The sequence below is a fragment of the Gemmobacter caeni genome (genome assembly GCF_003054195.1).
In the GTDB taxonomy this organism is placed as follows: Bacteria; Pseudomonadota; Alphaproteobacteria; order Rhodobacterales; family Rhodobacteraceae; genus Gemmobacter; species Gemmobacter caeni.
Genome location: NZ_QBKP01000006.1, coordinates 1 through 15,603 on the forward strand (window position 1 = coordinate 1; position 15,603 = coordinate 15,603).

At 65.8% G+C, this 15,603-nt stretch carries 12 protein-coding genes and 1 pseudogene; 7 read left to right on the forward strand and 6 right to left on the reverse strand.

Features of this window, described 5'->3' with window-relative positions; all coding sequences use genetic code 11:
- Positions 1-251: pseudogene (gene scpB, locus C8N34_RS10375) on the reverse strand (SMC-Scp complex subunit ScpB); the annotation flags it as partial.
- A gap of 153 nt (positions 252-404) precedes the next feature.
- On the reverse strand, positions 405-1,085 hold the full coding sequence (locus C8N34_RS10380) for a hypothetical protein (RefSeq protein WP_108128829.1): 681 nt from the start codon (positions 1,083-1,085) through the stop codon (positions 405-407).
- Between the two features lie 147 nt (positions 1,086-1,232).
- On the opposite strand from C8N34_RS10380, the gene C8N34_RS10385 reads away from it, so the two are divergent.
- Entirely contained in the window at positions 1,233-2,030 is a 798-nt protein-coding gene (locus C8N34_RS10385) for a dimethylarginine dimethylaminohydrolase family protein (RefSeq protein WP_108128830.1), read from the forward strand.
- Here C8N34_RS10385 and C8N34_RS10390 read toward each other — a convergent pair.
- Complete coding sequence (locus C8N34_RS10390; RefSeq protein ID WP_054300810.1) at positions 2,027-2,431, reverse strand: hypothetical protein; 405 nt, start codon at positions 2,429-2,431, stop codon at positions 2,027-2,029. The genes C8N34_RS10385 and C8N34_RS10390 overlap by 4 nt on opposite strands.
- A gap of 87 nt (positions 2,432-2,518) precedes the next feature.
- Between C8N34_RS10390 and C8N34_RS10395 the strand changes: the two genes are divergently transcribed.
- From C8N34_RS10395 to C8N34_RS10405, 3 genes are all read left to right on the forward strand, one after another.
- Entirely contained in the window at positions 2,519-3,520 is a 1,002-nt protein-coding gene (locus tag C8N34_RS10395) for a hypothetical protein (protein ID WP_108128831.1), read from the forward strand.
- A gap of 8 nt (positions 3,521-3,528) precedes the next feature.
- Positions 3,529-5,190: a hypothetical protein gene (locus tag C8N34_RS10400; protein WP_108128832.1), complete on the forward strand. Its 1,662-nt coding sequence runs from the start codon at positions 3,529-3,531 to the stop codon at positions 5,188-5,190.
- Positions 5,191-5,271: 81 nt separating this feature from the next.
- Positions 5,272-6,561, forward strand: a complete 1,290-nt coding sequence (locus C8N34_RS10405; protein ID WP_108128833.1) for an O-acetylhomoserine aminocarboxypropyltransferase/cysteine synthase family protein — start codon at positions 5,272-5,274, stop codon at positions 6,559-6,561.
- Between the two features lie 36 nt (positions 6,562-6,597).
- Here the strand turns inward: C8N34_RS10405 and C8N34_RS10410 are convergent, their stop codons facing one another.
- Positions 6,598-7,290 (reverse strand): SIMPL domain-containing protein, encoded by a 693-nt coding sequence (locus C8N34_RS10410; protein ID WP_054300886.1) that lies wholly within the window; start codon positions 7,288-7,290, stop codon positions 6,598-6,600.
- A 172-nt stretch (positions 7,291-7,462) separates the two neighbouring features.
- On the opposite strand from C8N34_RS10410, the gene C8N34_RS27145 reads away from it, so the two are divergent.
- Positions 7,463-10,708, forward strand: coding sequence for a translation initiation factor 2 (locus C8N34_RS27145; protein WP_108128834.1), 3,246 nt, complete (start codon positions 7,463-7,465; stop codon positions 10,706-10,708).
- Positions 10,709-10,711: 3 nt separating this feature from the next.
- Here the strand turns inward: C8N34_RS27145 and hppD (C8N34_RS10420) are convergent, their stop codons facing one another.
- Together hppD (C8N34_RS10420) and hppD (C8N34_RS10425) are read right to left on the reverse strand one after the other, a co-directional pair.
- Positions 10,712-11,794, reverse strand: a complete 1,083-nt coding sequence (gene hppD / locus C8N34_RS10420) for a 4-hydroxyphenylpyruvate dioxygenase (protein WP_108128835.1) — start codon at positions 11,792-11,794, stop codon at positions 10,712-10,714.
- Between the two features lie 153 nt (positions 11,795-11,947).
- On the reverse strand, positions 11,948-13,042 hold the full coding sequence (gene hppD / locus C8N34_RS10425; protein WP_108128836.1) for a 4-hydroxyphenylpyruvate dioxygenase: 1,095 nt from the start codon (positions 13,040-13,042) through the stop codon (positions 11,948-11,950).
- 134 nt (positions 13,043-13,176) lie between these two features.
- Here hppD (C8N34_RS10425) and C8N34_RS10430 point away from each other — a divergent pair, with 134 nt between their 5' ends.
- Together C8N34_RS10430 and C8N34_RS10435 are read left to right on the forward strand one after the other, a co-directional pair.
- Positions 13,177-13,638, forward strand: coding sequence for an Lrp/AsnC family transcriptional regulator (locus C8N34_RS10430; RefSeq protein WP_054300817.1), 462 nt, complete (start codon positions 13,177-13,179; stop codon positions 13,636-13,638).
- 81 nt (positions 13,639-13,719) lie between these two features.
- Entirely contained in the window at positions 13,720-15,570 is a 1,851-nt protein-coding gene (locus C8N34_RS10435) for a cation:proton antiporter domain-containing protein (RefSeq protein WP_108128837.1), read from the forward strand.
- Positions 15,571-15,603: the final 33 nt, after the last annotated feature.

The window sequence follows — 15,603 nt, forward strand, 5'->3', positions numbered from 1 at the left end:
TCGACAATATTCTCGGTATCCAGCAGGTCGCGCAGGCTTTCAAGCCCAAAGGCGGCCAGGAATGTCTCGGTGGTGACGAAGGTATAGGGCGCGCCACGGCGGGGCTCGCGCGGGCCGGTGGCGATCAGGTCGCGCTCGGCCAGCCGGCCGATCAGGTCGCGGCTGATCTCTTTCCCGAAGATCTCTTTCAGGCCGTCGCGGCTGATCGGCTGATGAAACGCGATCGCCGCCAGCACGGCGAGGTCGAATTCATAGGCGCGCACCGCATCAGGGATCAGGCAGGACAAAGCCATGGCGCCCTGCGGCAGGATCATCAGACCCAGAACGGCCGCCAGCCTCGCAATACGCATCTTTTGCTCCTTCCATTTCCCCACAGGACGCAGATCATTGAGCGTTCCTTGGCCTCAGCCCGCCGTTTCCAGCACCTCGGCCAGTGACAGGCCCAGATCGGCGAAGCGCTCCATCTCCCCCACGGACCACAGATCGGAGCGCAACCGCAGGCGCAGGCCGCCGGGGCCAAGGATCACGATGGGGAATCGCCGCTCTGCCGGGTGATCGCGCCGCCAGGCCGCCAGCAGCGGGTGCAGCCGGGTCGCATCCGGCAGGGGCACGCTTTCACTGGAACTGAACACCGTGCCCCCGAAGCCGGTTGCCTCCGGGCGTGGCACCAATGGCCCCATTTCACCTGCGGTCAACAGGGACATGGCGACGGTCCCGCCCGTCAGCCGCGCGGCCAGCGCCGCCTCTGCGCCGTCCAGCGTCGGGCCGATGACCACATGCCCCGGCCATGGCACACCCGGCGCCTCGAACTCGGTCGCAAAGACCGATGTGCCGGTTTCACCCTGAACATAGCGCCGGGTCTCTGCCCGCCAGCCGGGACCGGACAGCCGCAGCTTACGTGCCTTTCCGCCGGTTTCCTCGACCAGCGCCGCCTGCCAGCCACGCCGCGCGGCCAGCGCCGCCGCCCCCTTGCGCAGCCTCGCACTTCCCCGCCCAGCCGTCAGCAGCAGGATCGTACCAAAGGCGACAATGATCAGCGCCAGCGCCACCAGCCCGAGGGCATTCATGCCCGGTTCCGCTTCCATGATGCCCCCCGGCGCCGGGACAGGCGCCTGATCCCCATTCAGTAACCGGATCAGCGTAGGCCGCCCCTTGCCTGGGGTGCAAGCGCGACGCGCTGGCCCGGGCGCGGCGGTCGTGCTAACCACAGGCAAAGCGCGAAGGAACAGCCCATGTCCGACAGGTCTTACCGTTTCACCCATGCGATCACCCGCAAGCCTGCCGCCTCGATCATCGCGGGTCTGCGCGCGGTGGATACCGGCACGCCCGACCTTGCCACGATGCAGGCTCATCACGCCGATTACATCGCGACCCTGCGCGAAACCGGCGCCACGGTGATCGAACTGGAGGCGCTGGATGCCTATCCCGACAGCGTGTTCGTGGAAGATACCGCGCTTTGCCTGCCTTCCGGCGCCGTCGTGATGCGCCCCGGCGCCCCCTCGCGCCTGGGCGAAGCCGCCGAGATGGCGCCGCATCTGGCCGCCCTTTACGGCGACATCCGCCGCATCGAGGGCGCGGACAGCTTCATCGAAGGCGGCGACATCCTGATGACCGAGACGGAAATCCTCGTCGGGCGGTCGGCCCGCACCAATGCGGCAGGCATCGCCGAACTGGCCCGCCTGACCGCCGATTGGGGCGAGGTGGTGCGCGAGGTCCATACGCCTCCCGGCGTACTGCATTTCAAGACCGACTGTTCGCTGCTGGATGCTGAAACCATCCTGTCGACCACGCGCCTTTCGGCCTCCGGCTGCTTCCAGGGCTATCGTCTGATCGACGTGGCCGAGGGCGAGGAAGCGGCCGCCAACACCATCCGCTTCAACGATCTGGTGCTGATGCCCGCAGGCTTCCCCCGCACCCGCGACCGGCTGGTGCAGGCGGGTTACGATGTGCGCGAGATCGGCAACAGCGAATGCGCCAAACTCGACGGCGGCATGTCCTGCCTCAGCCTGCGTTTCACGCCGAAGCCCTAAGGCATCAGCACCGCCGCACGTTCATAAGTGGCACTGTCGGCGGTGCCGTCGTCATAAACGACCATCACATCCACCCGCTGCACCGATCCTGCCGGCAGCACCGCATAGGGCAGCCGGTCGGCCCCGATGGCATTGGGCTGCGCCGTGCCCTCGCGGCAGGGCTCCATCGCCCAGTCGGTCAGCGGGCCGCCGTTGATGGCATAAACCACCCGGTCCAGCCCGCAGCGCCAGCTTTCCAGATGGGTGAAATACAGAAGATCCTGCCCATCGTAATCACGCAGGGCAATCCAGTTGCCCCTGGTGGCCTGTAGGATCGGCCGTACCTCGGCCGCCGTGGTCATCTGCTGGGCGAACACCGGGGTGGCCGCCAGAAAAACAAACGGAAGAACGATCCGCAACATGATGAAAACCCTTTCAAAACGAAGATTTTGACGCCCGCGCGCCTGTTCTGTAGGGTGGCCGGGCAAAACCAGACGAGTATCCGCATCATGGCAAAGGTTCCCGGCGCGGGGCAATCCTTCAATATTCTCGCCATCATGCAGGCGGGACGCCTGCAACATGAGGCCGTGTTGCTTGCGGCCTCCTTGCGCCATTGCAACCCCGGCTTCCGGGGCCAGCTGTTTCTGGCAGAGCCGCAGCCCGGCCCGCGCTGGCAGGAGGATCCGCGCGTGACCAACAGCGCCGTGCGCGAGCTTCTGGCCGAACTGGGCGCAGTGTTCCTGCCCTTTGAAAACAAGGTGTTCGGCCAGTCCTACCCCTATGGCAACAAGATCGAGGCGCTGACCGCGCTGCCGGACGAACCATTCCTGTTTCTGGATACCGACACGCTGATCACCGGCAGCTTCGACACCGTTGGGTTCGATTTCACCCGCCCTTCGGCCTCGATGCGTCGGGAGGGCACATGGCCCGAGCTGGAGCTTTACGGTCCCGGTTATGCCGCCACCTGGAAATCGTTGTATGACCGTTTCGGGCTGGAGTTCGACAGCACGCTGGACCTGAGCCAGCCTGACGAATACTGGCAGCGCTACCTCTATTTCAACGCGGGCTGGTTCTTCCATCAAAGCCCGCAGGCTTTCGGGCAGCGTTTTCTGGATTACGCACGCGAAATCCGCGACAACCGTCCCGATGCGCTGGTCTGTCAGACGCTGGACCCTTGGCTGGACCAGATCGCGCTGCCGCTGGTCATCCATTCCTTCGGGGGGGGCCGTCCGGGGCCGGAGCTGGCGGGGCTGGATGGCGATGTGACCTGCCACTATCGCACCCTGCCCCTGCTCTATGCCCGCGAAAGTGACCACGCCGTCGCGGTGCTGGAGGAGGTGTGCAACCAGAAGCCGGTGAAAAAGGTCTTGCGGGAATATGAAGCCTTCCGGCGCATGGTGTTCCAGCCCAAAGGCCGCAAGGCACGCGCGCTGTTTGACCGCAGCGACCTGCCTCACCGCGAGCATGTGATCCGCAACACCCTGAAGCGGAACGGCTTCTGGTATCGCTGACACAGCAGATGGCACCGCCTCTCACCCCTGCCCTGCTGTCGCCGCTTGCGGCCTTTGCAACCGCGCATCTTGCGGGGGAACCTGCGCCGCTGCCCGATCTGCCGGCAGAGATCCGGGATCAGCGGCTGGTCCATCTGACCCTGCGCCGCAAGGGCAGCTTGCAAATGGCCTTCTGGGCGCAGGGCGCCGGGCTGGCTGACGCCCTTGCGCATAGTCTTGCGCAGGCCCGTGCCGCGCTGGCGGCGGGGCGCCGCTCGCCCCCCGACATGCTGCTGCTGGATATCACCGGGGCACCCGAGCCCCTGGACCCCGATGACCTGCGCCGGGGGCGTTGCAATGCGTTTCGCGGGATCTTTGGGATGGAATTGCGCGCGGCGGGGCGGCTGGCGCGGATCGCACCATCCCTGATGATCGCGCGCAATCTGACACCTGCGCGCGCGCTGGAACTTTTACAAGCGGACCTGTCCCAACCGCCTGAGGCGCCGGTTGAGGCGCTGCGCCTTCCCGCCGTCCAGATTCTGCTGGAACTGCCGCAGGGCCGGGCGCGGCCACTGATGCGCGGGCAGCCGGTGGTGCCACAAACGGCGATCACCCGTACCAGGGTGGCGGAAATGGCCGCCTTGATGACCGGCTGGATGCAGCGCGGCGTCTCACCTTCGGGCCGGGCGACCTACAAATACTGGCCCTCCTCGGGGCAGTATGCGCTGTCCAACAACATGATCCGACAGTTCATGGGCAGCGCCTGCCTTGCCCGCGCCGCCGCACGCCCCGAGGCACCTCAGGGGCTGGCCGAGGCGCGCGACCGCAACTTTGCCCATAACTTCCATCATTGGTATCGCGACGAGGGCGCCTTTGGCGTGATTGTCGAGGGTCCGAAGGTCAAGCTGGGGGCCGCTGCCGTCGCGCTGGGGGCCATCCTCGATCTGCCCGCCCCTGCGGCCTATGCCACCGAGCTGCGGGGGCTCGCCGCCTTTCTGAAGGCGATGCAGCACCCGGAGGGCCGGTTCACCTGCTTTCTGCGCCCGCCGGGGCGTGAGGATGATTGTCAGAATTTCTACCCCGGCGAGGCGTTGCTGGCGCTGATGCGGCTATACCGTCATACCGGCGATCCTGCCCTGCTGGATCAGGTTGCGCGTGGCTTCGCCCATTATCGCGACTGGCATCGCGCGCAGCCGAACCCGGCTTTCGTGCCCTGGCACAGCATGGCGCTGGCGCTTTATCACGCCGAAACCGGCGACGCCGCCGCCGCTGCTTTCGTGTTCGAGATGAACGACTGGCTTCTGGGCATGCAGCAGGGCGATGAGGCCCCCACCGATGTGCAGGGCGAGTTCTTCGACCCTGCCCGGCCGGAGTTCGGCCCCCCCCATGCCTCTGCCACAGGCGTGTATCTGGAAGGGCTGGTCGAGGCCTTCGCGCTGGCACGCGCCCTGGGTGACCGCGACCGGGAAAGCCGCTATCGCCGCGCCATCCTGCGCGGGTTGCGATCACTGCGCCAGCTACAGTTCCGCCATGCCAGCGACATGGGCTATATCACCCGCCGCAGCGCAGTTCTGGGCGGACTGCGGTCCTCGGCCTTCGACAATACGCTGCGCATCGACAATGTGCAGCATGGGTTGATGGCGATTTTCCGCATTCTCGACCTGTTTTCGGATGCGGATTATCGAATGTGACCCCGCCGGCCCGATCCTCCGTTGCCTGCCGCGCGGCTGTCCCCTAACCTCCGCCGCGACTGCATTCCGGGGAGGAGACCCATGACCGACAAACCGCTCGGCTTCGATACGCTTGCCATTCATGCCGGCGCCAAGCCCGATCCCGCCACCGGGGCGCGGCAGGTGCCGATCTATCAGACCACCGCCTATGTGTTCAAAGACGCCGACCATGCTGCACGGCTCTTCAACCTTCAGGAAGTGGGTTACATCTATTCCCGCCTGACCAACCCGACCGTGATGGCGCTGGCCGAACGCGTGGCGGCGCTGGAAGGCGGCGCGGGCGCGATCTGCTGCTCCTCCGGCCATGCGGCGCAGATCATGGCGCTGTTCCCGCTGATGGGGCCGGGACGCAACATCATCGCCTCCACCCGGCTTTACGGCGGCACGATCACCCAGTTCAGCCAGACCATCAAGCGTTTCGGCTGGTCCTGCAAATTCGTCGATTTCGACGATCTGGCGGCGCTGCGTGCGGCAGTTGACGACGACACCCGCGCCATCTTCTGCGAAACCATCGCCAACCCCGGTGGCTATATCACCGATCTGGACGCCATCGCGGGTATCGCCAACGAGGTCGGCCTGCCGCTGATCGTCGACAACACCACCGCAACGCCCTGGCTGTGCAACCCGATCAAGCATGGCGCTACGCTGGTCGTGCATTCGGCCACCAAATACCTGACCGGCAATGGCACCGTCACCGGCGGCGTGGTGGTGGATTCGGGCAAGTTCGACTGGTCGGCCAGCGGCAAGTTCCCCTCGCTGTCGGAACCGGAGCCCGCCTATCACGGGCTTGCCTTCCACCCGGCGCTGGGGCCGATGGCCTTCACCTTCCACTCCATCGCCGTCGGCCTGCGCGATCTGGGCATGACGATGAACCCGCAGGGCGCGCATTACACGCTGATGGGGATCGAGACGCTGGGCCTGCGCATGCAGCGCCATGTCGAAAACGCCCGCACCGTCGCCGAATGGCTGGAGGCCGATCCGCGGGTCGAGGCCGTGACCTGGGCCGGGCTGAAATCCTCGCCCTGGCATGACCGCGTGGCGCGGATCGTGCCCAAAGGGGCCGGGGCATTGTTCACCGTCGCGGTGAAGGGTGGTTATGAAGCCTGCGTGAAGCTGGTGGATAACCTCAGGCTGTTCAGCCACGTCGCCAACCTTGGCGACACCCGTTCGCTGATCATCCACCCGGCCTCGACCACGCACCGCCAGCTGGACGAGGCGGCGCAGGTTCGTGCCGGGGCGGCACCGAATGTGGTGCGCATTTCCATCGGGATCGAGGATGCCGCCGATCTGATTGCCGATCTGGATCAGGCGCTGAGCGCCGCAACTGCCTGAAACAAAAAGGGGCGCCACCGGGCGCCCCTTTCAATTTTACTGGCCGATTTCCCAGACGATCGTCACCTGCATCGCGGTTTCGACCTCACCTCCCGCCATCGGCACCGGGGCCGCCTCGGCCGCCATGCGGAACATCGGCGCCGGGTAATTGCCGCCGCCACCGCCTTCGGTGATCGTCACGATGGGACCAAGCGTCACACCCGCAGCCTCGGCCAGAACAGCAGCCCGCGCCTTTGCGTCGGCGACCGCACGCTTGCGCGCCTCGGCCTCGACCGGGGAGGGATCGGCCAGACCGAAATTCACCCCGTTCAGTGTATTGGCGCCGTCCTTCACGGCCGCATCCAGCACATTGCCAAGACCATCCAGCGCGCGCACCCGCACGGTCAGCATGTTGGAGGCGATATAGCCGGAAATCCGCGACCCGCCGGTCGAACTGTCATTCTGCCAGTTCGGGTTCAGCGACAGCCCCGAGGTCTGAAGATCGCCGGGGGCGATTCCCGCCTGGGTCAGCCGCGCCATGACCGCCGCCAGCGCGGTCGAATTTGCCGCCAGCGCCTCGGCTGCGGTCTTGCCTTCGGTGGTTACACCGAGGCTGACGCTGGCCATGTCAGGCGCCTGCGCCACACGCCCTTCGCCGGTAACGGTCAGCGTCGCCGGGGCAGCCGCGGCAAAGCCGGCAAAACCGGCCACCATGGCAGCCGCCAGAAGGGTCGAACGGAAAGCTTGCATCGTGATCTCCTTGTCCTGATGCGACATTCGCCTGTTATGACGTCCGGCAAAAGCCGATCCTTGGCGTTCACGGGGGTGTTTTTCTTTCATTCGGCGGAAAGCTGCTATAGTGACTTCGGCGGGCGGCGGCTGCGACTCCCCGCATCCTGCCAAGAGTGCTAGACCTCGTGCAATGAAACCAAATTTCGCCCTGAACTTCTCTGACGACGGCATCAGCCTGCTGCATCGCACCGCGCGCGGCTGGCTGGAAGTGGGCTCCACCGCGCTGGACGCGCCCGATCTCGGCGAAGCACTGAATTACCTGCGCCGTTCGGCGCTGGGGCTTGCCCCGCATGGCGTGACCTCCAAGCTGGTCATTCCCAATTCGCAGATCCTCTATACCGAGGTGGATGCTCCCGGCCCGGATGATGCGCACCGGCTGCAACAGATCCGCCGCGCGCTGGAAGGGGTGACGCCCTATGCCGTCGACGATCTGGCCTTTGACTGGTCGGGGGACGGCCCGCGCGTTCAGGTCGCCGTGATCGCGCGCGAAACGCTGCAAGAGGCGGAAGGCTTCGCCGCTGAATACAGGTTCAACCCGGTGTCCTTTGTCGCCATCCCCGACGAAGGCCGCTTTACCGGCGAGCCGTGGTTCGGCCCCTCGTCCATCGCCCCCGAGGTCTTGCCACAGGGCGAAAGCGTGGAACGCGACGCCGAGCCGGTGCTGATGATCAGCCGGGAAACCCGCACGGCCGAAGCCCGGCATGAGGCTACCAGTCCGCCGGAGCCCACGGTTTCGGCAGCGCCCGAGCCCGCCCCTGTGCCGGAGCCCGAGGTTGAGCCCGTGCCAGAACCGGCCCCGGTCGAACCAGCTGCGCCTGTGCCCGCACCTGTCGAGGAGCCTGCCCCCGCGCCGGAGCCGGAAATCCCCGAGCCGGAACCCACTCCTGCGGAGCCGGAGCAGCCGGAACCCGAGGCCCCGCAGCCGGACCTGCCGGAACCCGCCCCGGACCTGCCTCCCGAACTGCCGGAACCGGAGCCGGAACCCGATCTGCCGTCCGCAGAGCCGGAACTGCCCGAACCTGCCGAGCCGGAAATCCCGCTGCCGGAATGGGAACCGGAGGTCGAACTGACAGCGGTTCAGGAGGTCGTGGCTGCGGCATACGAGGCCGCGCAGCACGAAGCTGCGCCTCCGCCCGCCGAGGTTGCGCAACAGCCCGAGCTGGATTTTTCGCCAGTCGCCGCTGCGCCCGCCCCGCCACCGCCGCAGGTGGCGGCGGAAAGCGTGCCCGAAGCGCCCTTCATCAGCATCGACATGGAGGAAGCCGAGGAACTGCCGGCCCGCCGCCGTGCCGTGCCGCCACTCGCGCGCAGCCCTGAGGTGATTCCGCCGGTTGCGCCGGGCAAGCGGAGCACTGGGCGCCGCGTGGCCGATCCGGGTCTGCCGGAAGAACCCCCGGCCTTCGCCTCGCGCCGCGCCGCCGGGCAAGAGCCGCCCGTGTCTGCCGAAGCCCCCAAGCTTTCCGTGACCAACGTCACAGCCCGGCGCAAGGCGCCTGCCGCACCGCTCAGCCCGCCGCCGCTGGCCAGCACGGCCGCCGAGGCCCGGAGCTATGCGCCGCCCGCCGAGGACACCGCAACCGAGGATGATGTGCCGCCGCCGCTGGCCCCCGCGCTTCAGGCGCGTCTGGCAGCGCAACGCGCCGCGCCCGTCGCAAGCCGTCCGACCCGGACTGAGGCCGCCAAGCCTGCCGTCGCCAGGGATGCCGCGGCCAAGGCAGCAAAATCTCTTGGCGGGATGGTGACGGCCCCTGGCATTCCTGGCCTGGCAGCCGGACGCAAGGCAAAGCCCGCGCGCCAGATGTCGCCGCAGGCTGCGGCAGAAACGCTGGTCGCCCCGCCGCCGGGTGCGGTGGGAGAGCCGCCTTTCGGCATGGGCCGCCCGGCACGGCGTGGCAAGCCGCGGTTCCTCGGGCTGATCCTGACGGCGGCGCTCCTGCTGCTGTTGGGTCTGATCGCCGCATGGTCCAGTTTCTATCTGGCGCGTGGCGATGATACGGCCCCCGCCGAGGTTGCCGGCACGGATGGCACTCCGACGCTGGCCGCGCCCGACAGCGGGGCCGATCCGGCTTTCGCCGATGCCGCGCCGGAAGACACTCCGACGACCGAGGACGAGGCCGCCGCAGATGGTGTGCCCCTGCCCGAGGATGAGGCGGCTGCCGACGGGCAGGCGCTTGCCCCCGAAGCGGCACCGGTCGCCGAGCCTGCGCCCGAAGCCGCCTCGGGCACCGGCGCCGCCCCGGTGCCCCTGCCGGGCAGCCAGGATGAAATCATCCTGTCCACCATGGATAACCCGCCCGAGGCACTGGATGCGCTGGCACTTGAGGCGCCGCAAACCACCGCTGATGCCGGGCCGGTTGCCCCTGCGCCGCCACCGCCCTTTGGCACGCAATATGAATTTGGAGCCGACGGGCTGATCAAGCCCACGGCGGAAGGCATCGTGACGCCGGATGGCGTGCGGCTTGTCGCCGGGTCGCCCCCGCGTGTGCCACCAACCCGCCCCGAGAGCATCGCGACGCAGGCCGCTGCGGCTCAGGCAGCGGCCGCACCTGCGGCAGAAGCAACGCCCGCCGAACCGGCACCCGAAGCCGCAACGGCGACGACAGCCGAACCGCCGCCCGCCGCCGACCCGGCGCTGGAGGGGTTCCGCCCGAAACCGCGCCCGGAAGGGCTGGCCACTGCCGCGCCTGCGCAGGATGACGCCGCGCTGGATATTCCGGCGGACCAGCGCATGACCAGCCGCCGCCCGCGCGAACGCCCTGCAAGCATTGCCGCACAGGTGGAACAGCGGCGGCTTGATGAGGAAGCCCGTCGCGTAGCCGAAGCCGCCTCGCTTTCCGCCGCTGCCGCAGCCGAAGCGCTTGCTGCGACCGCGACGCAAACCGAGACGCCCGCTGTTGCGGATCGTGGCCCGGTCAGCCCGCTGGCCGTTGCCATCTCGCGCCGTCCCGCTGCCCGCCCGAAAGACCTGAGCCGCGCCGTCGAGGCCGCAGTGGCCGCAGCCGCCCGCCCGGTCAAGGAAGCCCCGGCCAAGGAAGTGGAGCCCGAGCCGAAACGTGTGGCCCGCAGCGCCATTCCGGGTGAGGATGAAGAACCTGACAACGTTCCCGCCGCGCGCGCACCGAAGATCCCGACCAAAGCCTCGGTCGCCAAGAGCGCGACGTTCGTCAATGCGATCGACCTGCGCAAAACCAACCTGATCGGCGTCTATGGCACACCCGCCAAACGCTACGCACTGGTGCGCACCGGCTCCGGCAGCTACAAGAAGGTCCGCGTGGGAGATCGTGTGGACGGCGGCACCGTGGCCGCCATCACCGACAACGAACTGCGCTACAAAAAGGGCAGCCGGATGATCGCCCTGAAAATGCCGAAGGGCTAAGCTCTATTCTGCCGCTAGGACCCCGCGTTCGATCTGGTCCCGTTCGATGCTTTCGAACAGGGCCTTGAAATTGCCCTCGCCAAAACCCTCATCCCCCTTGCGCTGGATGAACTCAAAGAAGATCGGCCCGACCACGGTTTTCGAGAAAACCTGAAGCAGTATCTTGGTCCGGCCGCCATCCACCACGCCCTCGCCGTCAATCAGGATACCGTGACGAGCCATGCGGTCTATCGGTTCGCAATGGCCCGAAACCCGCGCGTGGCTGTCCTCATAATAGGCCATCGGCGGCCTTGGCATGAAGCGCAGGCCGCGCGCGTGAATCTCGTCCGCCGCGTCATAGATCGCTTCGGTGCCGATGGCGATGTGCTGGATGCCCTCACCGTTGTAGCGGCGCAGATATTCGACGATCTGCCCGGTCTCGCCCTTGTCCTCGTTGATCGGAATGCGGATGCGGCCGCAGGGCGATTGCATCGCCCGGCTGTAAAAGCCGGTCAGCTTGCCCTCGATGTCGAAAAAGCTGATCTGCCGGAAATTGAAATGCCGCCGGTAGAACGCGACCCAGGTTTCCGAATTTCCCTTGTGGACGTTGTGGGTCAGGTGATCGAGATAATAAAAGCCCACGCCTGCCGGACTGGCCTCGGCAATCCAGTCGAAATCCGCATAGGCGCCGCGATCATCGACGAAATAGATCAGCGAGCCCCCGATCCCCACGATGGCAGGAAGATCCAGAGCACGGTCACCGGCGGTATAGGCGACGGCCCCCTGAGCAACCGCATGGGCCAGCGCCTGTGCCGCATCCACGACCCGCCACGCCATAGAAGGCGCGCAGGGTCCGTGTTCCCCGACAAAGCGGCGGGCATGGCTGCCTGGTTCGTCATTCAGCACATAGGTCACATCACCCTGCTGCCAGAGTTCGATGGCCTTGTGCCGATGACGGGCGACGCAGGCAAAACCCATGCGCGAAAACACCACACGCAACTCATCCGGTGCCGGATGGGCAAATTCGATGAACTCTATGCCATTGGTTCCGGCGGGGTTTTCGGCAGTGATTTGCCCTGCCGGGGCTGAATGGGGGAACGGACCCAAGGGGCACCTCACACATTGACGCAAGGATGCCAGAATAAGGCCAGAATGTGTCTAAAAGGTGCCTCAAATGAGATCGCGGCGAGGAAAGACCGTTTCCCTCGCCGCAACATTTTCCAACAAGTTCAAAATGTTACCGTTGCAAATGCAACCTGGTTATTCCGCCGCCGACAGAACCCCACGCTCGATCTGATCGCGTTCGATGCTTTCGAACAGCGCCTTGAAATTGCCCTCGCCAAAGCCGTCATCGCCCTTGCGCTGGATGAATTCAAAGAAGATCGGACCGATCACGGTTTTCGAGAAAATCTGAAGCAGGATGCGGGTTTCGCCGCCATCCACCACGCCTTCACCGTCGATCAGGATGCCGTGCTTCGCCATCTCCTCCAGCGGCTCTTCATGGCCGATCACGCGGTCGCGCGACATATCGTAATAGGACATCGGGGGCTTCGGCATGAATTTCAGCCCGCGATCCGCGATGGCATCGGTGGCGGCATAGATATCATCGGTACCAACGGCGATGTGCTGGATGCCCTCGCCGTTATAGCGCTTCAGATATTCGACGATCTGCCCCTTTTCGCCCCGGTCCTCGTTGATCGGGATACGGATGCGACCACAGGCCGAGGTCAGCGCGCGGCTGTAGAGGCCGGTGAACTTGCCTTCGATGTCAAAGAAACGGATCTGCTTGAAGCCAAAGATGCGGCCGTAGAAATCGAACCAGACATCCATATTGCCCTTGTGGACGTTGTGGGTCAGGTGATCGAGGTAGTAGAAGCCCACGCCTTTCGCCTGTTCAGGCGTCAGGAAATCGAACTCCGCCCAGGCGCTGCCTTTGCGGTGGCCGTCGATAAAGTAGATCAGCGACCCGCCGATGCCGACAATCGCGGGCACATCCAGCGCCTTGTCGTCGGAGTCATGCGGCCTGGCGCCGCTTTTCACCGCATGGTCATAAGCGTGCTGCGCATCCACCACGCGCCAGCCCATTGAGGGGGCGCAGGGGCCGTGTTCCTCGACAAAGCGGCGGGCGTGACTTCCGGGTTCGTCATTCAGGATATAGGTGATATCGCCCTGCTGCCACAGCTCGATCGCCTTCTGGCGATGGCGGGCGGTCAGAGTATAGCCCATGCGGCTGAACAGCGCGCGCAATTCCTCGGGTTGTGGATGGGCAAACTCGACGAAGGCAAAGCCCTCGGTTCCGGCCGGGTTTTCAGCCGAAATCACCGCCGGCGGGGCATTGTGCGGAAACGGACCCATCTTATCCTCCTGTTCGTTCGCGTTCCCGCATTATAGCGCGGAGGCTCCGCCGAATTTGCGCGAACTGGAGCGCATGTCTGGACATAAATGCGTAATTCACGCACGTTTAAAGAAAAACATACGGAAAACCCGCCATGCTGGATGAAACCGATTCCCGCCTTCTGGCCGCGCTGCAACGCGACGCCCATCTGACGGCCGAGGCATTGGGCCAGATGCTCAACCTCTCTCCCAGTCAGGCCGGGCGAAGACGGCAGCGGCTGGAGGCCGAGGGCTATATCACCGGCTATACCGCGCGGCTGGACCCGGCCCGCGTCGGCCTGGCGGTGCAGGCTTTCGTACAGGTGCAGATGGCTGCGCATTCACCCGAGGCCGCGCGCGGCTTCGCAACGCTGATCGCCACCCTGCCCGAGGTGATCTCTGCCTGGACCCTGACCGGAGAGGCGGATTACCTGCTGCGGATCTGGTGCGCCGATCTGCCCGCGCTCAATGACCTGATCCACCATCGTCTGCTGCCGCATCCCGCCGTGGCGCGCGTGCAAAGCCAGATCGTCATGGATCAGTTCAAGGCCGATGCACCGTTGCCCGTGCGCACCTGAGACACGGCATGTTACAAGTGCCTCGCAAAAGGTGAGCCAGCGCCCGTTGCCTCTGCCCCGCTGCCACCGGATAGTCGCGCCATGGAAAATCTGCTGCTACAAGCCACCTTCTATCTGGGCGCCGCCGTCCTGATCGTTCCGATTTCGGTACGGCTCGGGCTGGGGTCGGTTCTGGGCTATCTTGCGGCAGGCCTGCTGCTTGGCCCTGCCCTTGGTCTTGCCGGGTCCGAAACCCATGACCTGCAACATTTCACCGAATTCGGTGTGGTGCTGATGCTGTTCCTGATCGGGCTGGAACTGGAGCCGCGCACGCTGTGGGACATGCGGCACAAGTTGCTGGGCCTCGGTGGGCTTCAGGTCACGCTGACCTCGGCTCTGGTCGCGGCCCTGCTGCTGGCGATGGGAGAGCCATGGCAGATCGCGGCAACGCTGGGCATGTTGTTTTCTTTGTCCTCGACGGCCATCGTGCTGCAATCCATGACCGAAAAGAACCTGCTGCGTACGGCGGGCGGACGCTCCACCTTCGCAGTGCTGCTGTCACAGGACATCGCGGTGGTGCCGATGCTGGCGCTGATCCCGCTGATGGCCCTGCGCAGCCCCGCGCACACGCCCGAGGAGGGCGCCGCGCAGCCCATCATGTCGCTGGTCGAGGCGCTGCCCGGCTGGGCGGTCACCGGGCTGACGCTGGGCATCGTTGCGACCATCGTTCTCGTCGGGCATTTCCTGTCGCGCCCGGTTTTCCGCTTCATCCATGCCTCGCACCTGCCCGAGATGGGCACCTTCATCTCGTTGCTCATGGTCATCGGAATTGCCTTCCTGATGATGCTGGTCGGTCTGTCGCCTGCTTTGGGAAGCTTCATCGCCGGTGTCGTGCTGGCCAACTCGGAATTCCGGCACCAGATCGAGGCCGATATCAAACCCTTCAAGGGTATCCTGATGGGCCTGTTCTTCACCACTGTGGGCGTGAACATCGACACCGGCCTCCTGGCGGATCAGCCCTTGCGCATTCTGGCGCTGACCCTGCTTCTGATGCTGGCCAAGACGGCCGTGCTGTTCCTGCTGGCCACATTGTTCCGTCTGCGCGGCCGCGACCGCGTGCTGTTCACGCTGGCGCTGGCGCAAGCGGGCGAGTTCGGCTTTCTGATCGTCAGCTTCGCCTCGACCCAGGCGATCCTGCCGGAAATGGTGGCACAGCGCGCCCTGCTGGTCATCAGCCTGTCGATGTTGCTGACCCCGCTGCTGTTCATCCTGCATGACCGGCTGGCGCGCCGCCCCCAGCGCGGTGGCGACCAGCCCGCCGACGAGATCGAGGAGAAAGGCACGATCATCATCGCCGGGATCGGGCGCTTCGGGCAGGTGGTCAACCGCATGGCCCGCTCCGCAGGGCTGAGCACGGTGGTGCTGGATTCCGATGCAGCGGCCATCGAGCGGCTGCGCCGTTTCGGCATCAAGGGCTATTTCGGTGATCCTTCGCGCCCGGACCTGCTGCAAGCCGCCGGTCTGGCAGAGGCCGAGGTTCTGGTGGTCGCAGTCGACAGCCCGGAAAACGCCACAAGGATCGTGGAGTTCGCTCGTCGGCAAAGGCCCGACCTGCATATCGTTGCCCGCGCCTATGACCGGGTGCATGTCTACGAGCTGTTCCGTGCCGGGGCGAATGACATCCTGCGCGAAACCTTTGACAGTTCGGTCCGCGCAGGGCGCTATGTGCTGGAAAACATGGGCTTCACCGAATACGAGGCCGCGAAGCTGAGCCAGACCTATTACAAGGTTGACCGCGCGGCCCTGCGCGATCTGGCCGAGCTCTGGGTGCCGGGCCAGCCCATCCACCAGAACGAGGCCTATGTCGCCCGCGCCCGGCGGCTGGACGAGGATCTGCGCACGGCGCTGCTGGACGATCAGGACGACATCGCCGCCGACCGCGCCGCGCAATAGGGCGTTCGGGGCAAAGCGACGCCCCGAACCACC